The 22,617-nt window shown below is 56.3% G+C and carries 19 protein-coding genes and 2 pseudogenes; 9 read left to right on the top strand and 12 right to left on the bottom strand.

The window, feature by feature from the left end; all coding sequences use genetic code 11:
- Window positions 1-242: 242 nt before the first annotated feature.
- Window positions 243-1,307 carry a LacI family DNA-binding transcriptional regulator gene (locus GVK32_RS09900; protein ID WP_123708057.1) on the bottom strand — a complete coding sequence of 355 codons (1,065 nt, stop codon included), beginning with the start codon at window positions 1,305-1,307 and terminating at the stop codon, window positions 243-245.
- Window positions 1,308-1,528: 221 nt separating this feature from the next.
- Between GVK32_RS09900 and GVK32_RS09895 the strand changes: the two genes are divergently transcribed.
- Complete coding sequence (locus GVK32_RS09895) at window positions 1,529-4,636, top strand: beta-galactosidase (protein WP_159868881.1); 3,108 nt, start codon at window positions 1,529-1,531, stop codon at window positions 4,634-4,636.
- A gap of 244 nt (window positions 4,637-4,880) precedes the next feature.
- The gene (locus GVK32_RS09890; protein WP_041145726.1) at window positions 4,881-6,146 is read left to right on the top strand and encodes an MFS transporter; all 1,266 of its coding nucleotides are present in this window, start codon (window positions 4,881-4,883) and stop codon (window positions 6,144-6,146) included.
- Between the two features lie 28 nt (window positions 6,147-6,174).
- Here GVK32_RS09890 and GVK32_RS09885 read toward each other — a convergent pair whose 3' ends face one another.
- On the bottom strand, window positions 6,175-7,263 hold the full coding sequence (locus tag GVK32_RS09885; RefSeq protein WP_132510184.1) for an AAA family ATPase: 1,089 nt from the start codon (window positions 7,261-7,263) through the stop codon (window positions 6,175-6,177).
- A gap of 84 nt (window positions 7,264-7,347) precedes the next feature.
- The gene (locus tag GVK32_RS09880) at window positions 7,348-7,608 is read right to left on the bottom strand and encodes a hypothetical protein (RefSeq protein WP_128879516.1); all 261 of its coding nucleotides are present in this window, start codon (window positions 7,606-7,608) and stop codon (window positions 7,348-7,350) included.
- Window positions 7,609-7,899: 291 nt separating this feature from the next.
- On the opposite strand from GVK32_RS09880, the gene blaTER reads away from it, so the two are divergent.
- Window positions 7,900-8,754 carry a TER family class A beta-lactamase gene (gene blaTER, locus GVK32_RS09875; protein WP_159868878.1) on the top strand — a complete coding sequence of 285 codons (855 nt, stop codon included), beginning with the start codon at window positions 7,900-7,902 and terminating at the stop codon, window positions 8,752-8,754.
- Between the two features lie 80 nt (window positions 8,755-8,834).
- On the opposite strand, the gene GVK32_RS09870 is transcribed toward blaTER, so the two are convergent.
- Complete coding sequence (locus tag GVK32_RS09870) at window positions 8,835-9,224, bottom strand: hypothetical protein (protein ID WP_159868876.1); 390 nt, start codon at window positions 9,222-9,224, stop codon at window positions 8,835-8,837.
- Between the two features lie 334 nt (window positions 9,225-9,558).
- Here GVK32_RS09870 and GVK32_RS29510 point away from each other — a divergent pair, with 334 nt between their 5' ends.
- Window positions 9,559-9,729, top strand: coding sequence for a YnfU family zinc-binding protein (locus GVK32_RS29510; protein ID WP_223261804.1), 171 nt, complete (start codon window positions 9,559-9,561; stop codon window positions 9,727-9,729).
- A gap of 181 nt (window positions 9,730-9,910) precedes the next feature.
- Here GVK32_RS29510 and GVK32_RS29110 read toward each other — a convergent pair.
- Window positions 9,911-9,994: pseudogene (locus tag GVK32_RS29110) on the bottom strand (phage holin, lambda family); the annotation flags it as partial.
- A gap of 1,026 nt (window positions 9,995-11,020) precedes the next feature.
- Window positions 11,021-13,066, bottom strand: coding sequence for a peptidyl-dipeptidase Dcp (gene dcp / locus GVK32_RS09865; protein WP_159868873.1), 2,046 nt, complete (start codon window positions 13,064-13,066; stop codon window positions 11,021-11,023).
- 194 nt (window positions 13,067-13,260) lie between these two features.
- On the opposite strand from dcp, the gene ydfG reads away from it, so the two are divergent.
- Complete coding sequence (ydfG, locus tag GVK32_RS09860) at window positions 13,261-14,010, top strand: bifunctional NADP-dependent 3-hydroxy acid dehydrogenase/3-hydroxypropionate dehydrogenase YdfG (RefSeq protein ID WP_159868870.1); 750 nt, start codon at window positions 13,261-13,263, stop codon at window positions 14,008-14,010.
- A gap of 89 nt (window positions 14,011-14,099) precedes the next feature.
- Window positions 14,100-14,786, top strand: coding sequence for a GntR family transcriptional regulator (locus tag GVK32_RS09855; RefSeq protein WP_159868867.1), 687 nt, complete (start codon window positions 14,100-14,102; stop codon window positions 14,784-14,786).
- Window positions 14,787-14,838: 52 nt separating this feature from the next.
- Here the strand turns inward: GVK32_RS09855 and GVK32_RS09850 are convergent, their stop codons facing one another.
- The 5 genes and pseudogenes from GVK32_RS09850 to GVK32_RS09830 all read right to left on the bottom strand — a co-directional run bounded on the left by GVK32_RS09850 (window position 14,839) and on the right by GVK32_RS09830 (window position 20,407).
- Window positions 14,839-15,270, bottom strand: a complete 432-nt coding sequence (locus GVK32_RS09850; protein ID WP_159868864.1) for a universal stress protein — start codon at window positions 15,268-15,270, stop codon at window positions 14,839-14,841.
- A 356-nt stretch (window positions 15,271-15,626) separates the two neighbouring features.
- A complete protein-coding gene (locus GVK32_RS09845) occupies window positions 15,627-17,090 on the bottom strand; it encodes a mannitol dehydrogenase family protein (RefSeq protein ID WP_159868861.1) in 1,464 nt (487 codons plus the stop codon).
- A gap of 162 nt (window positions 17,091-17,252) precedes the next feature.
- Window positions 17,253-18,587: an MFS transporter gene (locus GVK32_RS09840; protein ID WP_159868859.1), complete on the bottom strand. Its 1,335-nt coding sequence runs from the start codon at window positions 18,585-18,587 to the stop codon at window positions 17,253-17,255.
- 63 nt (window positions 18,588-18,650) lie between these two features.
- Window positions 18,651-19,865, bottom strand: coding sequence for a D-mannonate dehydratase ManD (manD, locus tag GVK32_RS09835; protein ID WP_159868857.1), 1,215 nt, complete (start codon window positions 19,863-19,865; stop codon window positions 18,651-18,653).
- Window positions 19,866-20,032: 167 nt separating this feature from the next.
- A pseudogene (locus GVK32_RS09830) lies at window positions 20,033-20,407 on the bottom strand (YnfA family protein).
- Between the two features lie 147 nt (window positions 20,408-20,554).
- On the opposite strand from GVK32_RS09830, the gene GVK32_RS09825 reads away from it, so the two are divergent.
- Both GVK32_RS09825 and speG read left to right on the top strand, forming a co-directional pair.
- On the top strand, window positions 20,555-20,896 hold the full coding sequence (locus tag GVK32_RS09825; protein WP_041145743.1) for a DUF1283 family protein: 342 nt from the start codon (window positions 20,555-20,557) through the stop codon (window positions 20,894-20,896).
- Between the two features lie 70 nt (window positions 20,897-20,966).
- Window positions 20,967-21,527 carry a spermidine N1-acetyltransferase gene (speG, locus tag GVK32_RS09820; protein ID WP_095103262.1) on the top strand — a complete coding sequence of 187 codons (561 nt, stop codon included), beginning with the start codon at window positions 20,967-20,969 and terminating at the stop codon, window positions 21,525-21,527.
- Here the strand turns inward: speG and GVK32_RS09815 are convergent.
- Window positions 21,521-22,198, bottom strand: a complete 678-nt coding sequence (locus GVK32_RS09815) for a YnfC family lipoprotein (RefSeq protein ID WP_255429376.1) — start codon at window positions 22,196-22,198, stop codon at window positions 21,521-21,523. The two genes, speG and GVK32_RS09815, sit on opposite strands and share 7 nt — an antisense overlap.
- Window positions 22,199-22,345: 147 nt before the next feature.
- Here GVK32_RS09815 and GVK32_RS09810 point away from each other — a divergent pair, with 147 nt between their 5' ends.
- On the top strand, window positions 22,346-22,609 hold the full coding sequence (locus GVK32_RS09810) for a DUF1161 domain-containing protein (protein ID WP_159868851.1): 264 nt from the start codon (window positions 22,346-22,348) through the stop codon (window positions 22,607-22,609).
- The last annotated feature ends 8 nt before the right edge of the window (window positions 22,610-22,617 follow it).

The following is a 22,617-nucleotide window of genomic DNA, read 5'->3' as shown; positions in this document are numbered from 1 at the left end:
TTTATTCCGATAAACGGCTAATAAGAACGCAAATGGTAGCATTAAATAAAATACGCCCGGACGACGTGGGCATCACGTGGGCAAAGTGCGGGCGAAAAAAAACCGCCAGTGAAATGGCGGTAAATAAATGCTTGCATGGATAGATTGTGTTTTGCATTGTACGCAAAAAAAGAGTCCATCCTTCTTTACGCCTGTCGCGCACCTTAGCACCTTCTACTTCAATGAAGCTTAAACCAACCGACTTAAAGCTTTTCCACCAGCGTTTTTAGCTGAGCAATCAGCGGATCGCGGGCCGGCTCGGCACCGTACGCCCAGGTGGACTGGCGCACAATCAGCGTGGTGGGCAGGAGTTCGCGAATCCGCATCTGCGGCGCCGCCATCTGCTGAGCCAGCAGCTCCACGGCCCTTTTCCCCAGCAGATCGAAATTCTGCGCGACGGTGGTCAGCGGCGGCTGGAAGTAGAGGCTATCGGCGGTATCGTCGTAGCCGGTCACCGAGATGGCGCTGCTGCCGGTGCGGTTAAGCTGCGCCAGCGCGCTGAGCACCCCCAGCGCCATCTGATCGTTGGCCACCACGATAGCGCTGATCCGCGGCTGAAGGTGCAGCAGTTCAAAGGTCTTTTGCCAACCGCTGGCCGCGCTCCAGTCGCCGAAGACCGTCACCTCCCGGCTGATGCCGAGGCGATGCAGCGCCTCGCGCCAGCTGCCGAGGCGCATTCGCGCCGAAATAGAGCTCTCCGGCCCCGCCAGCAGGCCAAACTCCCGATGCCCGGATTCCCACAGATGACGCACGCAGGCCCCGCAGCCATCACGGTGATCGAAGCGCACGCAGGAGACGTCCGTTTCTGGAGAGACGTCGAGAAACAGGCAGGAGATATCGGGGTTTTCGGCGGCCAGACGCTCGGCGGTGCTGCTCTCCAGCGGCAGGCTGACGATGGCCCCGCGGATATGCTGGGCGCGAAACTCGTCCAGCCGCGCCTGCAGCGAGGCATAGTCGGTCTGTTCCGGCATGGCGATCGACACCTCCAGCCGGTGCATGCCGGCATGCAGCTTCACCGCCGCGGCAATTTGCGATGGCGCATGCAGGGTCAACGAGGCGGTGATCAGCCCTATTGACGGCGCCGCCTTCCCCGCCAGCAGCTGGGCGGAACGGTTAGGGACATAGTGCAGCGCCTGCATCGCGCGAATCACCTTGTCGCGGGTGCGGTCAGAGACCACGTCCGGATTATTCAGCACCCGGGAGACCGTCTGCTGAGAGACTCCGGCCTCTTTCGCCACATCATCTAAGGTTGCCGAACGCCGCTGCATAATCCTCTCCTGGTCGCCAAAATTCAGTAGGTATTGGTTAAATGTCTCACGCTAACATTTTATGTCTAATTCACGACAAAAATCAGCTCTAATTCCGGCATTTCGTGATCGTTAATGGGTTTCATTTCCAACGATATTGCGGCACGAGGAAAAATATCTGATAACACATTCATTCTTGTCTAGCGAATGACATTTCCTTCACTTATCCGTCAGGTATGCGTATGCAACAACACGACTCAACCGCCGCCCGCGCTCCGCTGTTCCACGAAGTGCTGGCCCGTGAAGATTGGCAAAACCAGACCATTACTCACCTTAACCGCTTAGCGGCCCACCCGACCTTTGCCAGCTGGCGAAATATCGCCGACGCCCGCGACAATCTGCCCGGCGATCGCCGTCGTCTGCTGGACGGACTGTGGCAGTTTTCCTACGCCCGCAGCCCGTTCGCCGTTGACGCCAGCTGGATCGACGCCGATCTGCCGGACAGCCGCAGCACCCCGGTTCCCTCAAACTGGCAAATGGAAGGCTACGACGCGCCAATTTACACCAACGTCCGTTACCCCATCGACACCACGCCACCGCGCGTGCCGGAAGATAACCCGACGGGCTGCTACTCGCTGACCTTTACCGTTGATCGGCAGTGGCTGGCGGAAGGCCAGACCCAGGCGATCTTCGACGGCGTCAACTCGGCCTTCCACCTGTGGTGCAACGGCGAGTGGGTCGGCTACTCCCAGGATAGCCGCCTTGCTGCCGCGTTTGACCTTTCGCCGTATCTGCAGCCGGGCGATAACCGCCTGTGCGTGATGGTGATGCGCTGGAGCGCTGGCAGCTGGCTGGAAGATCAGGATATGTGGCGCATGAGCGGCATTTTCCGTTCGGTGTGGCTGCTCAATAAGCCCCATCAGCACCTCAGCGACGTGCAGATCACCCCCAGGCTGGACGCGCTCTGCCGCGACGGCGAGCTGGCGGTCGATCTGACCATCGCCGCGCCTGCCGGCGAGCTCGACGCGCTGACCGCCGAGGTCAGCCTGTGGCAGGAGGATCAACAGGTTGCCAGCATCCGCCAGCGTCCCGGTTCGCCGGTCATCGACGAGCGCGGTAACTATGCCGAGCGCGCCAGCTTAACCCTGGCGGTCGAGCGCCCGGCGCTGTGGAGTGCCGAAACGCCGCACTGCTACCGCGCGGTGGTCTCGCTGTGGCAAGGCGATCGGCTGATTGAAGCGGAAGCCTGGGACATCGGATTCCGCCGGGTCGAGATAAGCAACGGGCTTTTGCTGCTTAACGGCAAACCGCTGCTGATCCGCGGCGTTAACCGCCATGAGCACCATCACCAGCGCGGCCAGGTGGTGACCGAGGAGGATATGCTGCAGGATATCCTGCTGATGAAGCAGAACAACTTTAACGCCGTGCGCTGCTCGCACTATCCGAACGTCTCCCGCTGGTACGAGCTCTGCAACCGCTACGGGCTTTACGTGGTCGATGAGGCCAATATCGAAACCCACGGCATGGTGCCGATGAACCGCCTTTCCGACGACCCGTCGTGGCTGCCGGCGTTTAGCGCCCGCGTGACGCGTATGGTGCAAAGCAACCGTAACCATCCGTCGATTATTATCTGGTCGCTGGGCAATGAATCCGGCGGCGGCGACAACCATGAAGCCCTCTACCACTGGATCAAGCGTAACGATCCTTCTCGTCCGGTGCAGTATGAGGGCGGCGGAGCGGACAGCAGCGCCACCGATATTATCTGCCCGATGTACGCCCGCGTTGAGCGCGACCAGCTCATTCCGGCGGTGCCGAAATGGGGCATCAAAAAGTGGATCAGCATGCCGGGCGAACAGCGCCCGCTGATCCTCTGCGAATACGCGCACGCAATGGGCAACAGCCTGGGCAACTTCGCCGACTACTGGCAGGCGTTTCGCGAATATCCGCGCCTGCAGGGCGGTTTTATCTGGGACTGGGCGGATCAGGCGATTACCAAAACCTTCGAAGACGGCAGTACCGGCTGGGCCTACGGCGGTGATTTTGGCGATAAACCCAACGACCGTCAGTTCTGCATGAACGGGCTGGTTTTCCCCGATCGCCGCCCGCACCCGTCGCTAGTCGAGGCCAAACACGCCCAGCAGTTCTTCCAGTTCGCGCTGCTGGCGCAGTCGCCGCTGCGGGTCAGCGTCAATAGTGAATACCTGTTCCGCACGACCAATAATGAAGAGCTACGCTGGCAGGTGCAGTCAGCGGGCGAAACCGTCGCCAGCGGCAGCGTCACCCTCGACCTCTCCCCGCAGGGCGAGGCGGATCTGACGCTGTGCGATACCCTGACTCTGCCTCCGGGTGCGAAAGAGGTCTGGCTGCTGCTGGAGGTGGTTCAGCCGCAGGCTACCGCCTGGTCGCCGGCCGAACACCGCGTCGCCTGGCAGCAGTTTGCCCTCGCCGCCCCGCTGACGCTCGCCAAACCGGCGCCTACCGGCAGCGCGCCGGCGCTGGAGATCGATGAGTCTTTCTACGTCGTCAGCCAGGGATCGCAACAGTGGACCGTCGATCGGCAAAGCGGCCTGCTCAGCCAGTGGCGCGCCGACGGCGAGGAGCAGCTGCTGACCCCGCTGCGCGACCAGTTTGTTCGCGCCCCGCTGGATAACGATATCGGCGTCAGCGAAGTGGAACGCATCGACCCTAACGCCTGGGTTGAGCGCTGGAAAAGCGCCGGGCTGTACGACCTTGAAGCGCGCTGCGTTCGCTGCGAAGCCCAGCGTCTGGCCCATGAGGTGGTCATCGACAGCCGCTGGCACTATCTGCGCGGCGATGAAGTAGTCATCGTCAGCAGCTGGCGTATGACCTTTGATAGCGAAGGCCGCTTACACCTGGCTGTGGACGGCGAGCGCGCCGGTACCCTGCCGCCGCTGCCGCGAGTCGGCCTCAATTTCCAGGTTGCCGATCAGCAGCAGCCGGTCTCGTGGCTCGGCTACGGCCCCCATGAAAACTACCCGGATCGCCGGAGCAGCGCGGAGTTCTCCCGCTGGCAGCTGCCCCTTGCGGAGATGAGCACGCCGTACATCTTCCCCACCGAGAACGGCCTGCGCTGCGATAGCACCGCGCTGGACTGGGGACGCTGGCACGTCGCGGGCCACTTCCACTTCTCGGTGCAGCCCTACGGCACCGCGCAGCTGATGGCGACCGACCACTGGCACCTGATGCGTCCGGAGAGCGGCGTCTGGATCACCCTCGACGGCCGGCATATGGGCGTCGGCGGCGATGACTCCTGGACCCCGAGCGTTTTGCCGCAGTGGCTGCTTCAGGAGACGCAGTGGCAGTATCAGATAAGCATTCATTTCCAGTAATAAACCCGGAATAATCGGGCTACGCCGCGGGTGATTCAGCAAGCGAATCGCCCGCCGGCCGCCTGGATCATGACGGTATAAACCCGAAGTAATTCGAGTTGCAGGCAGGGAACCCGACCGCTTACTGACGTCAGCGGCCGGGATGAGCGAGGAAAAGCAGCGCACATGCAACCTGAAGTATGAGCGGTATAAACGGGGCGTCACGCCCCCAACCCTACAGGCATAATAAAAATGGAATCTCTCTATGAAATTCTCTGAACTCGCGCCGCGAGAACGGCATAACTTTATCTATTTCATGCTGTTCTTTTTCTTCTATTACTTCATTATGTCGGCCTATTTTCCCTTTTTCCCGGTGTGGCTGGCGGACGTTAACCATTTAACCAAAACGGAAACCGGGATCGTCTTCTCCTCAATTTCGCTATTCGCCATTATCTGCCAACCGATATTTGGCCTGATCTCTGACAAGCTCGGACTGCGCAAGCATCTGCTGTGGACGATCGTGGTGTTATTAATTCTGTTCGCCCCGTTCTTTATATTCGTCTTTTCACCGCTGCTGCAGATGAATATTATCCTCGGGGCGCTGGTGGGCGGCGTCTATCTGGGGATCGTCTTTTCCAGCGGCTCCGGGGCGGTCGAAGCCTATATCGAACGCGTCAGCCGCGCCAACCGGTTTGAATACGGCAAGGTGCGCGTAGCCGGCTGCGTCGGCTGGGCTATCTGCGCGTCGATTACCGGGATCCTGTTTGGCATCGACCCGAATATTACCTTCTGGATTGCCTCCGGCTTCGCGCTGGCGCTCGGGGTGCTGCTGTGGTTTTCTCGTCCGGAAAGCAGCAATAGCGCCCAGGTGATGGACGCGCTGGGCGCCAACCGCCAGGCCTTCTCGCTGCGCGTTGCCGCCGAGCTGCTGCGCATGCCGCGGTTCTGGGGATTTATTATCTACGTGGTCGGCGTTGCCAGCGTTTATGACGTCTTCGATCAGCAGTTTGCTAACTTCTTTAAAGGCTTCTTCTCCAGCCCGCAGCGCGGAACCGAAGTCTTTGGTTTTGTCACCACCGGCGGCGAGCTGCTGAATGCGCTGGTGATGTTCTGCGCTCCGGCGATTGTTAACCGCATCGGGGCGAAAAATGCGCTGCTGACCGCGGGGATAATTATGTCGGTGCGCATTCTCGGCTCCTCATTCGCCACCAGCGCGGTCGAAGTCGTAATATTAAAAATGCTGCATATGTTTGAAGTTCCGTTCCTGCTGGTCGGCACCTTTAAATATATCTCTTCCGCCTTTAACCCGAAGCTCTCCGCCACCCTGTTCCTGATCGGCTTTAACTTATCGAAACAGCTCTCCGGCGTCGTGCTGTCGGCATGGGTGGGACGCATGTACGACACGGTGGGCTTCCATCAGGCCTATCTGATCCTCGGATCGATTACGCTGTGCTTTACGCTTATTTCGCTGTTTACCCTCAAAGGCAGCAAAACCCTGCTGCCGGCCCCGGGATATAACAACGCCGTCTGAGGCATAATGCCCGCCGCGCGGCGGGCTATCAGCGCCTGATTCGGGTCTCACCGCCGCTGTTTTCCAGCTCATAAATTTGGCTTTCCGCCAGCGAAGAGATGAGTTCGGTCAGCTCCGCCGAGTGGCTGGTCAGCCAGATCTGGCTATAGCGCGATGCTTCAACGATCAGCCGCGCCAGCGCCGGAAACATCTGCCGGTGCAGGCTGTTTTCTGGTTCGTTAATCGCCAGAAATGCCGGCGGCCTTGGGCTCAGCAGCGCCACCGCCAGGCACAGGAAGCGCAGAGTGCCGTCCGACATTTCCGCCGCCAGCAGCGGCCGGTAAATGCCGTCGCGGCGCATCTTAATCGAAAAGCGCGAATTCTCATTTTCACAGAAGAAACGGCACTCCGGAAAGGCGCTCTCGAGGATTTCGTGCAGCAGCTCCACGGCGCCAATTTCGACAATAGTCTGAAACGCGGCGGCCAGATTGTGCCCGTCGCTATCCAGCACCGGCGAGCGATAGCCCACCGCCGGGTGGCGCAGCGCGGAGTGACGGCCGATATTGAATTCGTGATAAAAGCGCCACTGGCGCATGGTCTCCCGGACGCGGGATATTTCCGGGAAGCGGTGCGGTTCACCAAGCTGGCCGAAGATCGATTCATTCTCGTAGATAGCTTCGGTAAAGGTGTTTTTCTCGCCGTTCACGTCAATCAGAAACGCCGCCTGATTTTTACGCTGCAGCACTCTGGCCGAGGGGCGACGGGAGAAGCCGGCCAGCCAGATAGACTCCTCTTTGACAATCGGATCGAGCATAAACTGGGTGGGATACGGCAGCTTTTCCGGAAATCCGACCTGCAGCTCATAATCGAACTGTTCCGTCAGGCAGGCGATCTGTAGCCGTTTCGGGTAGCGGGCCGTGGGCGCGCTCTTTCCCGACCACATGATGTTTTCGAGGCCGCCTTCATCGCTGATATAGCTGGAAAATTTGCCGTCCGCAGAGGCGGTGAGCAGATGGATAGCCTTGTAGATATTGGACTTGCCGCAGCCGTTCGGCCCGAAGACGATATTTAGCGCCCCCAGATCCAGCTCGATATCCCTTACCGATCTGAAATTTTGTATGCGGAGATGGTGGATCATGGTGCTCCCTAAGATCGCGAAATCATTTGCTGCCGCAGGGAGAACGCCGCCTGAGCGGACGGTGGTCTGCCGTCCGGTGCAGGCTCAGCATAGCGATTTCTTCATACCCCGGGTCAGCGCAACTCGCGTTAGCTTATCCGTATCGTCGTGAGTATCGCTAAACACGCCAAAAAAGTAACGCTCATTATCGATAGTCTGCGAGACGATCCGATAGCTCAGCGGCTGCCCGGATTTCGCGCCATATTGCGCGGCGGTGACGGAAAGTTCCGTTGCGGTACCGGCGACGCTGACCAGCAGACCATCCGCCTTCCCCCCCACCAGCATGACCTTAATTAGCGGGTCCACCATGTTCCTCCCGGATTGGGGTCAATGATTAACGTTCGATAGCCGACGGCTGGTAGCAATAACGCTACCTTCAGTACATTCTTATAGTTCATACCGGCCTTAAATAAAAAAACTCTTTCTTATACTGAGCTAAGCATTGATTATTACGACTAAAAGCTGACGAATGATGAAGGAAAAAAGAGAAATTGTGAATCTTCACAACTCTTATTTCGCATTATTTTCAGGTGTGAGCGCCGCCGGGCTCTGCCCATAGCGGCGTGAAGAAATAAAAACTAAGGAACAGTCACCGAAATGCGCCACGCTCTTTTTGCCCCGCTCCTCCTGCTCGCCCTATTCGCCCTGCCCGCCTGGTCTCATGAGGCGACGGTAAAACAAGTCAAAGCCGCTGAGCGCCTGCTTGAGGCGAGAGTAGGTTACGCGGAGCTGGATATCGCCAGCGGACGGCTGCTGACAAGCTATCGCCCCGGCGAGCGTTTCCCGATGATGAGCACCTTTAAAGTGCCGCTCTGCGCGGCGGTACTGGCGCGCGTGGATGCAGGAGAGGAGCAGCTCGATCGCCGCGTGCGCTACCGTCAGCAGGATCTGGTTGAATACTCCCCGGTGACCGAAAAGCACCTCGCCGATGGCATGACGGTAGCGGGGCTGTGCGCTGCGGCAATCACTCTTAGCGATAACACCGCCGCTAACCTGCTGCTGGCGAGCGTCGGCGGCCCGCAGGGGTTGACCGCCTTCCTGCGCCGCAGCGGAGACCAGACTTCGCGCCTCGACCGCTGGGAGACCGAGCTTAATGAGGCCCTGCCCGGCGACGCGCGTGATACCACCACGCCGCAGGCGATGGCAAAAACCTTGCGCAATCTGCTGTCCGGCAGCGTACTCTCCGCCGCATCGCGACAGCAGCTACGCAGCTGGATGGTTGACGATAAGGTTGCCGGCCCGCTGCTGCGCTCGGCGCTGCCGCACGGCTGGTTTATCGCTGACAAAACCGGCGCGGGCAACCGCGGGTCGCGCGGAATTATCGCCGCTCTCGGCCCGGACGGGCAGCCCGCGCGCATCGTGATTATTTATTTAACCGGCACCGAGGCCTCGATGAAGGAGCGGAACCGGCAGATTGCCGAGATTGGCGAGACGCTGGTTAAGCACTGGTAAGGCGCGCGCTGTCGTTCGCGATGGCGGCAGAACGGACGTCCGGTGCGCGATGGCCGGGCATTCGTTCGCCGGCGGGTGCGTTATTGCTGATAAAAGTCGTAGATATTGCGGGCAACCGTTTTATCCGCAGTTGACAGGCTGAAGCCATTCTCTGTTTTCATCTGCGAACCAATTTTCGCTATTAGCAGCTCCTGCCGCTGGAAGGTGACAACCAGGTCCTTGTTGATATTATCCGCGATGACGTTGTTCAGCGCCTCAGAGCAGCTTACGCTGTGTTTGAGTTTAATGAACACCCCCGGCGAGAGTGCATCTCTTACGCGAATCTCTTCCAGACAGCGCTTATTGAGATAAAACGCGTCGTCACCGGCCCGGTAGGTCAGCCCGCTGCCCGCGCGCAGATCGCTACAGGCGCTCATCAGCGCGATGGTTAAAATAACAGCTAAAGCTTTGCCCATACTTATCTTCATCATCTAATCCCTTGCTGAGTGTGCTCTGCGCCCGGCGAGTAAAACGGTCATATGACTGCTGCCCGTTTTTTTTAGCATCCGCGCAATGCGCGGATGCTGCCCGCGCCACGACGTGGACGGCGTCTGCTATACCGTCCGCGAGTTTAAGCGGAGTCCGCCAATCAGGAAAATCATGTAAGCCATTATTTTTTATTACATTACATCTATAGGGAGTCGGTTCTTCGCTGCCGTACTGCACATTTAAGGTTTAAGTAACCGCGAAAGATCGGTGGTTATAAAGCAAGCTATTTTCTCTCCAATGGTATATGGTTAGTAACCGCTCACCAGGACAAATATCATGTCTATTCTCAAAGATAAGGTACGTACATTACGACCGTTAAAAAGTACCTGCCCACACTGCTCTCGCCAGTCAACGCATAGCCTGTCGAGAATTAAAAACGATATAACGTTAATCTGCCCCTACTGCGGCAATATTTTCCTTCCTTCTGAAAGTAAACCAATCAAATAATTGATTGATGACCCGCCAGCTGAAGTTTGAGTCCGCTCTCAGGCTTCAGTAAACAGAAGGTTCAAGCGCGATACCTTATTTTGGGTCAGGATCGGCTTATTCGGGCGTCCCCTTCAACTGGTCAGCCTTATCACCGGTATCGCCCGGCTGCGGCTCCCTTCGGGCGATCAACACGCCCGTCCTCTTCAGCGGATGCGAATGTCAACGTCAGCGCTCCACACAATAGCCCCTGAAGAAACATCTTTTTCCAACCACAGAATGAATATCGTTCTGTCGGCACAAATAAAAAAGCTGCCGCAGGGCAGACTTAAACTAATAAGAGTCGATTAATATCGCTTCATTGTATTGATCGGCGTTCTTTCTGACCAGTCAGGCCGCTCACCAGTCATAATCGCGCGCTGTTGCGATGGCGTCACCGACTGCGTTATTTCAGGCATTGGCTTGTAAACAGGCTTTGTCGCTGGAGCGATCGCAATATCAGAACTACAACCAGATTTTAGGCACATTGTTGTAGCCGGCGTTCATATTCATGAAGCGATATCTTTCCCAGCCGGTAATGCCGACGCTTCAGATTATAAAAACTGTCGATATATCGGCCTTTTCCTCCACCAGCTGCACTACCGCAGTCCCTATCACGTTAATAATTTGAGGTCGCATTCGCATAAAAAACACATTTCCTTTTAACATAACCACACACCTCCTACGGTCTTTTGGCAGGATAACATGGCGTATTATTAGAGGGATCGAAATTTATGCCCTCATTCCCGTATTTAACTGCGTGGCCATGAACTCATTGTCGCCCTGTAGCGCCACTCTGAATATGGCAAGTATTTTGCATAATCACCTCTTACTAAGATGCAAATGGCAGGAAGTGATGATGTTTCGGAAAATTTCCCCGAGCGAACAAGGGCTAATGACGTTGCTGAAACTGGGGCGACTATGTTGGTGCGACCCGCTTGGCCCCCCGCCGCCTGCATATGCAAACAACAGCAGTTACTTTCGGTACGTGGGACTACATCCGAATCGAATAGATATCGATGAGCAGACGCTGCTCCGCTGGGCGGAAAACGCAGAGTTATACGAATATATGAAAGAAAAACTCAACGCCCCGCCCACAGAGAAATGGGGCTAGAACAATCCTGTTTTTCGCCCTCCTGATAGGTAGCGTTCTCGTATTTTGGAGCTATGAATTGACTTACCGCGTTCCCTTGACGATCTGCGAACGGGTCGGGGTGCACATCATTGCACCTTAATAGTGCAATGATGGAAGGTTGAAGGATTCCCGGAGGCCCTACTCACTCAGCCCGCGATTCGCCAGCATCGGTTCAATCTTAGGATCGTGCCCGCGCCACTGGCGATAAAGTTCAGCTAAATCCGTACTGTTGCCGCGCGACAGAATAGCCTCGCGGAAGCGCTGGCCGTTTTCGCGGGTCAGACCGCCCTGCTCAACAAACCACTGGTAGCCGTCGTCCGCCAGCATCTGCGTCCACAGATAGGCGTAATAGCCCGCGGCATAGCCGCCGCCGAAAATATGCGAAAAATAGCTGCTGCGATAGCGCGGCGGTACGGCGGCAAGATCGCACTTTTCCGCGCGCAGGGCCGCGGCTTCAAAGGCGTCCACGTCATGCAGGACCTTCGCCGACGACAGGCTATGCCAGTGCATATCCAGCATCGCCGCCGCCAGCAGCTCGCTCATGTCGTAGCCTTTGTTAAACTTCGCCGCCCGGTACATGCTCTCACGCAGCGCGTCGGGCATCGCTTCGCCGGTTTGATAATGACGCGCGTAGCGGGCAAATACCTGCGGCTCGCTGGCCCAGTGCTCAAAGATTTGCGACGGAAACTCGACAAAATCGCGCGGGGTATTGGTTCCCGACAGGCTGGCATAGCGCTGGCTGGCGAACAGCCCGTGCAGCGCGTGGCCGAATTCGTGGAATAAGGTGATAGTTTCATCCCACGACAGCAGCGCGCTGCGGCCTGGGCCGGGCTTTTGATAGTTACAAACGTTGTAGATAACCGGCTGCTGCTGCAGCTCCGTGGATTGCTCAACGAACACGTCCATCCACGCGCCGCCGCTTTTTGAATCTCGCGCGTAATAGTCGCCGTAAAATAGCGCCATTCCGGCGCCGTTAGCGTCGAAAATTTCCCACACCCGCACGTCAGGATGATAGACAGGAATGTCAAAACGTTCGACGAAGCGCAGGCCAAACAGCTGCGATGCGGTCCAGAATACGCCGTCCAGCAGCACGCGATCGAGCGCAAAATAGGGTTTTAGCTGTGCCTCATCGATAGCGAACCTGGCTCGCCGCACCTGCTCCGCGTAGTACGGCCAGTCCCAGGCGGCGGCGGTGAAATCCTCGCCTTCATCATCAATAACCTGCTGAATATCTGCCAGCTCCCGCTCCGCCCTTGCACGTGCGGCCGGAGCAATTCGACGCATAAACTCAAAGGCCTGGGCAGGCGCGCCCGCCATCTGATCGGCCATTGACCAGCTGGCGTAGTCAGCCGCGCCCAACAGCTCCGCTTTCTGCGCCCGGATCGCCACCAGCTGCAGCAGCAGTTCGCGGGTATCGTTATCATCGCCCTTCTGATTGCGCGTCCAGCCTGCGGCAAACAGGTTTTCCCGGGTCTGACGACTGCTCAGTGACAGCAGCGCCGGCTGCTGCGTGGTGTTGAGCAGCGGCAGCAGCCAGCGGTCCTGGAGACCCTTTTCCGCCGCCGCTCTTGCGGCCTCGGCGATCTCCTCCGCGCTCAGCCCGTCCAGCTGGTGCAGATAATCAAGCACCAGGCCGCCGGCTTTTGCCGCGCTCAGCAACCGCAGCTGAAACTGGCTCTGCAGCGCCGCGGCCTGAGTATTCAGCGCCCGCAGCACCGATTTCTGCTCTTCCGCCAGCCGCGCGCCGGCCAGCAGAAACCGCTGCCAGGTGACCTCAAGCAGTCGCCGGGATTCCGCATCGATCTCCAGATGCTCACGATCCTCCCACACGCGCTGCACGCGTTCAAACAGCGCCGTGTTAAGCCAGATATCGTTGCCCGCCTGCGCAAGCTCGGCGGAAAACTGCTCGTCAAGCTGCTGCAGAAGCGGATTGGTATGCGCCCCGGCCATCGCAAAAAAGACCCGGGTTACGCGTGACAGCAGCTGTCCGCTCAGCTCCAGCGCCACCAGCGTATTGGCAAAATCCGCGGGCGCCGGATTATTCACTATCGCGGCAATCTCTTCGCGCTGGCGTCGCATGCCTTCATCGAAGGCCGGACGATAGTGTTCATCCTTAATCAGATCGAAACGCGGCGCCTGATAGGGCAGCAGGCTGACGCTTAAAAAGGGGTTATTTTCCGACATTATTATCTCCAGGCTGCGGGCATCAGGTTAGATTAGGCAACTCATTGATTGACCGCAATCAATTCCCGAAATGTCGCCTGGCTGTGCCTCATTTTTCATCGCCTGTAACCGCACCAGGCGCAGTGATTTCCGTTACCGGTCCGCGCTAACGCATGCTATGGTATGACGACACAAAAGCGTTGAGGAACAGTAAGATGATTATCCTGGTTACCGGAGCAACTGCAGGTTTTGGTGAGAGTATGACCCGCCGCTTTGTCGAGAATGGGCACAAAGTGATCGCCACCGGACGTCGTGAAGAACGTCTGCAAACGCTGAAAGACGAGCTTGGTGACGGCATTTATACGGCCCAGCTCGACGTCCGTAATCGCGCGGCCATCGAAGAGATGATGGCCGGCCTGCCTGCGCAATGGCAGGCCATCGACGTGCTGGTCAATAACGCCGGTCTGGCGCTGGGGCTGGAGCCTGCGCACAGGGCCAGCGTTGAAGACTGGGAAGATATGATCGATACCAACAACAAGGGGCTGGTCTATATGACCCGCGCCGTGCTGCCGGGGATGGTTGAGCGCAACCGCGGCCATATTATCAATATCGGCTCAACCGCCGGAAACTGGCCCTATGCGGGCGGTAACGTCTACGGGGCGACCAAAGCCTTCGTGCGTCAGTTTAGCCTCAACCTGCGTACCGACCTGCACGGCACGGCGATTCGCGTCACCGACATCGAGCCTGGGTTGGTGGGCGGCACCGAGTTCTCCAACATCCGCTTTAAAGGCGACGACGCTAAAGCCGGCAAAGCCTACGAAAATACCCAGGCGCTGACGCCGGACGACGTGACGGAAGCCGTGTGGTGGGTCGCCAACCTGCCGAAACACGTCAATATTAATACCCTGGAAATGATGCCGGTTAGCCAAAGCTTCGCCGGCCTCAGCGTGCACCGCCAGGGCTAATCCCCTTGCCCGGCCTGCGGGCCGGGTATGGGCGAAAAGGCAAAAAACGCGTAAAATAGCGCACATAATCCATTAAAAAGTAACCATCAATGGCCGCAGAATCACAGCTCAATCCAACACAGCCGGTAAATCAGCAGATTTATCGGATCCTCCGCCGGGATATCGTCCATTGTCTGATCCCACCCGGCACGCCGCTGTCTGAAAAGGAAGTCTCCGTGCGCTTTGACGTTTCCCGTCAGCCGGTGCGTGAAGCGTTTATTAAGCTGGCGGAAAATGGCCTGATCCAAATTCGCCCCCAGCGCGGCAGCTACGTCAATAAAATATCCCTTTCTCAGGTCCGCAACGGCTGCTTCGTGCGCCAGGCCATCGAGTGCGCGGTGGTTCGTCGGGCGGCGGGAATGGTCAACAGCGAGCAAATTTATCAGCTTGAGCAAAATCTTAATCAGCAGCGCACGGCGGTTGAACGCAAGCAGCTCAATGACTTCTTCCAGCTGGACGATGAGTTTCATCAGAAGCTGTCGCTCATTGCCGACTGCCAGCTTGCCTGGGACACCGTGGAGAATATTAAAGCGACGATTGACCGGGTACGCTATATGAGCCTCGATCACATCAGCTCGCCGGAAATACTGCTGCGTCAGCATCACCAAATTTTCAAGGCGCTGGAAAATCGCGATGCCGACGCGGTAGACGCGGCGATGCATCTACACCTGCACGAAATTAGCGAGTCGGTACTATTAATTCGCCAGGAAAACCGCGACTGGTTTAGCGAAGAGTAGTTGCGCTAGCGGCAGGCACTCTCTCCTGTCGCTAAAGATGCAGACCGGGCCGTTATCGAACCACCAGCACCGGTATTTTAGCGTAGCGTAAAATAGACTCGGCGTTAGAGCCCAGCAGATGAGTGGAAATACCCGGTTTGCGCGAGCCGACAACAATCACGTCATACTCATCGCTATTGCTGATAGCTAATATTTCGTCACGCACGTTGCCAAACACGACCCGGGTATGAAGACGCTCTGGCGGGATTGAAAACAGACGCGAGAGGGTCTTCATTTTTTTCTCCGACTCCTCTTTCATAAAGGCTTCGAATTTATGAATATCGGCCGCAAAACCGCGCAGAATAGAACGACCGCTGTTTGGCAGGACGTTTAACAACGTAATTTCGCTGTTTTCCGCTGAGGCTAAAAATTCAGCGTGACGTACCGCCTTATCGCTTAAATCCATTTCAAAAACATCTACAGGCAATAAAACTTTTTTGTACATAGCCCGCTCTCCTTTTTCCCGAGGAAGTGTATTCCAGAGGCCTCACTACGCCATAAAAACTCTATACTCTAAATAATTCAAGTTGCAGGACGGCGGCAAGGGAGTGAATCCCGATGAGCTTACACCAGTAAGTGATTCGGGTGAGCGAACGTAGCCAACACACATGCAACTTGAAGTATGACGAGTATATTTATTTAACTGTGGATAGCTATAGTTATGTATATTTAATGGCGCGGATCATATTTATTGCAGAAAGAGTGAAGATCGGCGGAATGACGTACGGGTAAGACGCGCTGGCGAACGTTGTTCGCCAAAGCCGCGTTAATGCCGCCGGAGCCGACGGCATTAACGCGCGATTACTGCGCCAGTGCCCAGGCCGCAACGGTCGCTTTAGCTCCCTGACGCTGCAGGGAGAGATAGGCTCTAGTCACCGCATCGACAAAACGCGGATCCTGCGCCAGGCTGGTACCGAAGATCGCCTCGATGCCGAGCAGCGCAAGCACCCGCGCCTCACCATCGCTGCTCGCGCCCACGGCCTGTTGAATCACCGGCAATAGCGGATCGGAGATCTCAATCGCCTCGCCCCGGTCGTCGATGCCGCCAACGTAGCGCATCCAGCCGGCTACGCCCAGCGCCAGCAGGCTAAAATCGCTGCGCTGCGCCAGATGCCAGCGTACCGAATCCAGCATTCTCTGCGGCAGCTTCTGGCTGCCGTCCATCGCAATCTGCCACGTCCGGTGCTGAAGCGCTGGATTACTATAACGATCGATCAGCAGCCCGGCGTAGCGAGCCAGGTCAACGCCCTGCACTTTCAGCGTCGGCGCCTGTTCGTTGAGCATCAGGCTGCGGGCAGCGCGAAGATAGTTCTGGTCCTGCATACAGTCGTTAATGTGCTGATATCCGGCAAGGTAGCCGAGATAAGCGAGGAAGGAGTGGCTGCCGTTGAGCATACGCAGCTTCATCTCTTCAAACGGCACAACGTCGGCCACCAGCTCGGCACCCGCCTTTTCCCATTCCGGGCGCCCGGCGACAAAATTATCCTCAATGACCCACTGACGGTACGGCTCGCAGGCGACACCGGCCGGATCGCGCACGCCGGTCAGCTGTTCGATTTTATCCAGGGTCGCAGGGGTCACTGCCGGAACGATACGATCGACCATCGTTGACGGGAAGGTCACGCTCTCGGCGATCCAGTCGGCAAGCTCGCTATCGATAGCCCGCGCCAGGGCGCAGACCACGTTACGCAATACGTGACCGTTTTCCGGCATATTGTCGCAGGACATCACGCTGAATGCCGGTAAACCGGCGGCTTTACGGCGCGCCAGCGCCTCCACGATAACGCCTGGCGCAGACTTCGGCTGATGCGGGTTTTGTATATCGGCGACAATCAGCGGATGGTCCAGCTGCAGCTTACCGGTGGCCGGTGAATGGCAGTAACCCTTTTCCGTGATGGTCAGCGAAACAATCGCCACCTGCGGTTCACACATTTTTGCCAGCACGCTTTCCAGCCCCGCAACCTGCGCATGCATCGCCTGCTTAATGACGCCGACCACCCGCGCGGTCCAGTCTTCCGCCGACATTTCGGCGACGGTATACAGCAGGTCCTGCTGCTGCAGATCGGCAATTTGCTGCTCGCCGCCAATCAGGTTTACCTCGGTATACCCCCAGTCGCTGCCGTGTTCCGCAGCCAGAATATCGGCATAGACCGCCTGGTGCGCGCGGTGAAAGGCGCCGAAACCGAGGTGAACGATACGGGAAATCAGTTTTGTACGATCGTAGTCAGGAAGAGCAGCCTTTGCCGCCAGGAGCTTGTTTTGCATTATATAACCTACTTAATAAATGAAATCAGGACTGTTTCAGAGTAACGCCTGTATGGTTGTATGTTTTGATTTGAATTAAGTTTTGCAGTATTGGTATGACACCATTTTGAAGTTATGTACCACGCAAAGAGGTTTTGGCGGCATTGAAGCCGCCAGGGAGTGTTAGTGTGTTTGCCACTGCTGGTATTCACGCTTGAGCCGCTGTGGTGCAGTTTCTGGCATCATAAGTAAGCCAATTATTGAGATAACACCCAAAACAATGACGTAGGTTGCAAGTCCGTAATAATGACCACCAGTAACTTGCAGAATCTTCACCGCCACCAGGCCAAGGATCCCGCTACCAATAAGAGATCCCATCTGCCAAATCAATGCAATACCGCTACAACGAATATGGGTCGGGAACAGTTCAGGGAAATATGATGCCTGAGGGGCATAACACATACTGTGCCCTATGCTCAGAACCAAAATCATTACTAACTGAGTAAGCCAGAAACTATCCTGATTAATAGCAAGGAAGAATGGAACAATCATAATAACTTGAATCAGCGCTCCAATAATATAGACTGGTTTGCGCCCGATTTTATCACATAGCGATCCCATCAGCGGTATTGCAATAATTTCTATTATTACAGCAACAATCATTGCCTCCATCAAGATATTAGCATCAAGATTATTTACCTTACCATAGGCCAAAACAATGACTGTAAACATCGCAAATGTACACGCTTCGATCAATTTTGCGCACACCCCCTTTACAACAATTCCAGGGAAATCACGAATGACTTCAACTAATGGGCGAGATTCTTCAGCCTTGGTCTCCCGAATTTGAGCGAACACTGGCGATTCATCAATTTTTAAACGAATAAACAACCCTACAATAACCAATAGCAGACTTAACAGGAACGGTATACGCCATCCGTAGTCCATCATCGCCTCTGGAGAGAGCGTGGCATTTAACAAAGCAAACAGAGCTAATGGAAGTAGAAAACCAACTGGCGCACCGATTTGAACCCAACTGGAGAAGTATCCACGATGCTTTGGTTCAGAATATTCAGCGGTCATCAATACCGCTCCGGCCTGCTCACCACCAACACCAAAGCCTTGTAACACACGAATAAAGATAAGCAATGCTGGAGCCCAAATACCAATTTTTTCATATGTAGGTAACAGCCCAATACAAAACGTACCTAAACCTACAATTAATATAGTAATCACCAGCGCTTTTTTACGGCCGACCTTATCACCGATGTGACCAAAAACAATTCCGCCTAGTGGCCGAGCTAAAAAACCAACTGCATATGTTGCAAAAGCAGCAAGAGTACTAATTAAAGGGTCATCACTTGGGAAAAATAGATGTCCAAAAAAGAGTACCGCTGCCGTCCCATATGCAAAAAAATCATAATATTCAGCAGCGGTACCAATTGCAGATGCAGAGGCCACCCGGCGAATAATAGGTTTATTATCTACACTATTTTTAATATTGACTGAACTAACCATAGATTTTTTTACCTTTGATAGGGTATTGGATTAATCGACATCTTTCGTGCGTACAAATTCTGATTACCAGTTCCACAAGGTGCCATCTTCTAACCGGGCCACCGGCAGGTAAGCCGGATCGTACGGATATTTCGCCGCCAGCTTCTCGTCAAAATCAATGCCCAGCCCCGGCTTTTCGCCTGGGTGCATATAGCCGTTATCGAACGTCCAGCTATGCGGGAAAACGTCGAGCATCTGCTCGGAGTAGCCCATGTACTCCTGGACGCCGAAGTTCGGCACCCACAGGTCAAAGTGTAGCGCCGCCGCCATGCAGACCGGCGACAGGTCGGACGGGCCGTGCGAGCCGGTGCGCACCTGATAAAGCGAGGCAAAATCGGCGATACGGCGCATGCCGGTGATCCCGCCGGCGTGGGTCACGGTGGTGCGGATATAGTCAATCAGCTGCTCTTCTATCAGCTGCTTGCAGTCCCAGATGCTGTTAAAGACTTCCCCGACCGCAATGGGGGTCACGGTGTGCTGGCGGATCAGGCGGAAGCACTCCTGATTTTCAGCCGGAGTCGGATCCTCCATCCAGAACAGACGATACTCCTCGATGCTCTTGCCAAAGCGCGCGGCCTCGATCGGCGTCAGGCGATGGTGCATGTCATGCAGAAGGTGCTCGTTGAAGCCAAATCTTTCGCGCACGGCGGCAAACAGCTGCGGGGTAAAATCAAGATACTTCTCCGTCGACCACAGCTGCTCTTCCGGCCAAAGGCCCTTGGTCGCCGGCTCGTAGGCCTGCCCTTTGCCTTTTGCCATCCCGTAGGTGGTCTTCATCCCCGGAATGCCGCACTGCACACGGATGGCCTTAAAGCCCATATCTTTGTGGCGAGCGTAGTCATCCAGCACTTCGTCAATAGAGTGGCCCGTGGTGTGACAGTAAACCATCACCCCTTCACGGGATGCCCCGCCCAGCAGCTGATACAGCGGCATCCCCGCCGCCTTCGCTTTAATATCCCACAGGGCCATATCGACGGCGGAGATAGCCGACATGGTCACCGGCCCGCGGCGCCAGTAGGCTCCCTTGTAGAAGAACTGCCAGATATCTTCGATACGCTGCGCATCGCGGCCGATAAGCTGCGGGCAGAGGTGATCCTGCAGGTACGATGCGACGGACAGCTCGCGACCGTTTAAGGTGGCATCCCCCAGCCCGACGATGCCGTCATCGGTGGTGATTTTTAGGGTGACAAAGTTACGTCCAGGACAGGTGACGAAAACTTCAGCGGCAACGATCTTCATCTTTTTCTATTCCTTACATCTCTGCGGTTAGTGAATAAAATTAAATCACTAGACCTACTACCATACAAGTATAACGATCGAAAAAGATGCCATTGGTCACATTAATGCCCAGACCTGACTCGGCGGTCGCTGGCTGAAGAGGAGAAAAGCGGTAAACAGTGGTGGACTCAGGCGGCCGGCGCATCGTCTGCCCCGGGCTGCGCCCGTAAGGTTAGCCAGGCGCGGCCCCACCCGGCGACGATAATGAGCATCCCGCACAGCGCAATAACCGCGCCGGCCCAGTCGTAGTGGCTGAGCTTAACGCCGTCAACAAAGCGCAGCCACAGCAGCGCGGTGCAGACATAGACTCCGCCGTAGACGGCGTAAACGCGCCCGCTCGCCGCCGGGTGCAGGGTTAGCAGCCAGACGAACATTGCCAGCGCAAGTCCAGCGGGCAACAGTAGCAGCGGCGTGGCGCCCCGCTTTAGCCAGCGCCAGGGTAAATATCAGCCGAGGATTTCGCACAGGGCGGTGGCAAAAAAGAGCAGCGTAGTTTTGAGCATTAAAGATACGTAAATAGCGCAGAGAGTGCGGCATTCTACGCGATAATTGCCCCGCTCCCACTTCCTTTTGTCGGGTATGCCGTAGAAAAGAGATGTAGTAAACTCATATTAAGGGCTATCCCTTTTTATCACTCAAAGGAAACCGTGATGAAAATGACACTGAACAAACGCTGGTGCCTGACCGCCATGCTGGCGCTAAGCGCCGTGGCCTTCACCGCCTCGTCTTTTGCTAAAACCGACACGCTGGTGATTGAATCCGGCGATAGCGCGCAGAGCCGCCAGAACGCCGCTATGGAAAAAGAGCAGTGGAACGACACCCGCACTCTGCGCCATAAGGTCAACACGCGCACCGAGAAAGAATGGGATAAGGCCGACGTCGCTTTTGATGCCCAGGATAACTGCCAGAAAAGCGCGAACGTCAACGCCTACTGGGAGCCAAATACCCTGCGCTGCCTCGATCGCCGCACCGGCCGTACCGTAGCGCCGTAACCCGTCACGCATGGCGCCTGCGGGCGCCATAATTCATTATTATCGCCAGCATTGCTGCACAGGAACTCCCATGACTGACGCTCATACCGTCAAGCTGCGCCCGTTAGAGCGCGAAGATCTCCGTTTTGTTCACCAGCTCGATAACAACGCCAGCGTAATGCGCTACTGGTTTGAAGAGCCGTATGAGGCCTTTGTCGAGCTCTCGGATCTCTATGACAAGCATATTCACGATCAGAGCGAGCGCCGGTTTGTGATTGAGTGCGACGGGGAAAAAGCCGGTCTGGTCGAGCTGGTTGAGATTAACCACGTCCACCGCCGCGCCGAGTTTCAGATTATTATCTCCCCGGACTATCAGGGACGAGGTCTCGCGACCCGCGCCGCTAAGCTGGCAATGGACTACGGCTTTACCGTCCTCAACCTCTATAAGCTGTACCTCATCGTCGACAGCGAAAATGAAAAGGCGATCCACATCTACCGCAAGCTTGGGTTTATGGTGGAGGGCGAGCTCATTCACGAGTTTTTCATTAACGGCGAATACCGCAATACTATTCGGATGTGCCTGTTCCAGCATCAGTACCTTAGCGAACACCGCACGCCGGGACCGACACTGCTGAAGCCAACGGCTCAGTAGTATTCGATGCTATTTTTGATGGTGTAGCGGCGCGTTAGCGGCGGCTGCACGCTTTCATCAACCACCTGCAGCTCGCACTTCACCGGGTTGTCATGACTGTCGTAGTCGCAGGTCTGCCGCACGCTGCCAAGCTCGCGATCGTTGAAGGTGCTCACCGCCGTGTAGTCCAGCTTTTTACGCGGATCGGCCGCCGGCGTTGAGACCACCGTAAAGCGCTCGTCTTTGGCGGTGGTGGTTTTGCCGAGCGGATAGCCTTCGTCATCATAGCGGTAGCTGGCCGTGGTCTCTTTGCCGCGGGCGGTCACCACAAAGCCATTGTCATCCGTTTCCCAGCTCACTCCCGCCGACGGCATTTCGGCAAGCTGACACTTTCCCTGCAGGCGCAGGCGCTTTTCACGCGTTTGCGCATCGAGATAGTAGTTCGCGTCGAGCAGCAGCGTGGCGCCGGTGTTATTTTCGCGATCCTGGAAAGCCAGCAGATCGAAGCAGCCCTCGCTGGACAGTCGCCCGCTGACCTGTTTTACCACTTCATCATGCTCATCGAGCAGCGTCTGGCTGAAATCTTTCACCGGGCCACGCAGCGGATCGAATTCAAATTCGTTGGAGAAACTCGCCATTTCTGGCGTAAAGGCCTGCGGCGCGGATTGATTATCGCAGGCGCTGAGTGCCATGGTCGCCAGTAGCAGTAAAAACGGTTTGTTCACGTCCGGTTCCTTCTGTATCCCTATGCAATCATATTAGCAAATACAATTGTTTACACCAGTTCTGCTATGCTTAAATCTGGATGACGTCAATAAGGAGTTTATAAGGAGTTTATGATGAAAATATCCCCCTTGCTCTGCGCGGCTCTGCTGCTGGGTTCGACATCAGCGCTTGCCGCACCGGATTCCTGCGAACGGGTAAAAAACGATATTCAGCAGAAAATCATCAATAACGGCGTGCCGGCGACGAGCTTTAGCCTGAGCATCGTCCCCAGCGACCAACCTGACCAGCCCGGCGCCCAGGTTGTCGGACACTGCGCCAACGACACCTTCAAAATCACCTATACCCGCGGCGCCGGTACCGACAGCGAAGCGCAGTAACCCGCCCC

The sequence above is a fragment of the Klebsiella sp. 18074 genome (assembly GCF_902705905.1).
GTDB classification, from domain to species: domain Bacteria; phylum Pseudomonadota; class Gammaproteobacteria; order Enterobacterales; family Enterobacteriaceae; genus Klebsiella; species Klebsiella terrigena.
This window is presented reverse-complemented; position numbering and strand designations above follow the sequence as displayed.

What these genes read in the sequence shown, in the direction of transcription:
- GVK32_RS09900 (WP_123708057.1), bottom strand. Translation starts at nt 1,307, where the DNA reads ATGCAGCGGCGTTCGGCAACCTTAGATGATGTGGCGAAAGAGGCCGGA.
- GVK32_RS09895 (WP_159868881.1), top strand. Translation starts at nt 1,529, where the DNA reads ATGCAACAACACGACTCAACCGCCGCCCGCGCTCCGCTGTTCCACGAA.
- GVK32_RS09890 (WP_041145726.1), top strand. Translation starts at nt 4,881, where the DNA reads ATGAAATTCTCTGAACTCGCGCCGCGAGAACGGCATAACTTTATCTAT.
- GVK32_RS09885 (WP_132510184.1), bottom strand. Translation starts at nt 7,263, where the DNA reads ATGATCCACCATCTCCGCATACAAAATTTCAGATCGGTAAGGGATATC.
- blaTER (WP_159868878.1), top strand. Translation starts at nt 7,900, where the DNA reads ATGCGCCACGCTCTTTTTGCCCCGCTCCTCCTGCTCGCCCTATTCGCC.
- GVK32_RS09870 (WP_159868876.1), bottom strand. Translation starts at nt 9,224, where the DNA reads ATGATGAAGATAAGTATGGGCAAAGCTTTAGCTGTTATTTTAACCATC.
- GVK32_RS29510 (WP_223261804.1), top strand. Translation starts at nt 9,559, where the DNA reads ATGTCTATTCTCAAAGATAAGGTACGTACATTACGACCGTTAAAAAGT.
- dcp (WP_159868873.1), bottom strand. Translation starts at nt 13,066, where the DNA reads ATGTCGGAAAATAACCCCTTTTTAAGCGTCAGCCTGCTGCCCTATCAG.
- ydfG (WP_159868870.1), top strand. Translation starts at nt 13,261, where the DNA reads ATGATTATCCTGGTTACCGGAGCAACTGCAGGTTTTGGTGAGAGTATG.
- GVK32_RS09855 (WP_159868867.1), top strand. Translation starts at nt 14,100, where the DNA reads ATGGCCGCAGAATCACAGCTCAATCCAACACAGCCGGTAAATCAGCAG.
- GVK32_RS09850 (WP_159868864.1), bottom strand. Translation starts at nt 15,270, where the DNA reads ATGTACAAAAAAGTTTTATTGCCTGTAGATGTTTTTGAAATGGATTTA.
- GVK32_RS09845 (WP_159868861.1), bottom strand. Translation starts at nt 17,090, where the DNA reads ATGCAAAACAAGCTCCTGGCGGCAAAGGCTGCTCTTCCTGACTACGAT.
- GVK32_RS09840 (WP_159868859.1), bottom strand. Translation starts at nt 18,587, where the DNA reads ATGGTTAGTTCAGTCAATATTAAAAATAGTGTAGATAATAAACCTATT.
- manD (WP_159868857.1), bottom strand. Translation starts at nt 19,865, where the DNA reads ATGAAGATCGTTGCCGCTGAAGTTTTCGTCACCTGTCCTGGACGTAAC.
- GVK32_RS09825 (WP_041145743.1), top strand. Translation starts at nt 20,555, where the DNA reads ATGAAAATGACACTGAACAAACGCTGGTGCCTGACCGCCATGCTGGCG.
- speG (WP_095103262.1), top strand. Translation starts at nt 20,967, where the DNA reads ATGACTGACGCTCATACCGTCAAGCTGCGCCCGTTAGAGCGCGAAGAT.
- GVK32_RS09815 (WP_255429376.1), bottom strand. Translation starts at nt 22,198, where the DNA reads ATGGCACTCAGCGCCTGCGATAATCAATCCGCGCCGCAGGCCTTTACG.
- GVK32_RS09810 (WP_159868851.1), top strand. Translation starts at nt 22,346, where the DNA reads ATGAAAATATCCCCCTTGCTCTGCGCGGCTCTGCTGCTGGGTTCGACA.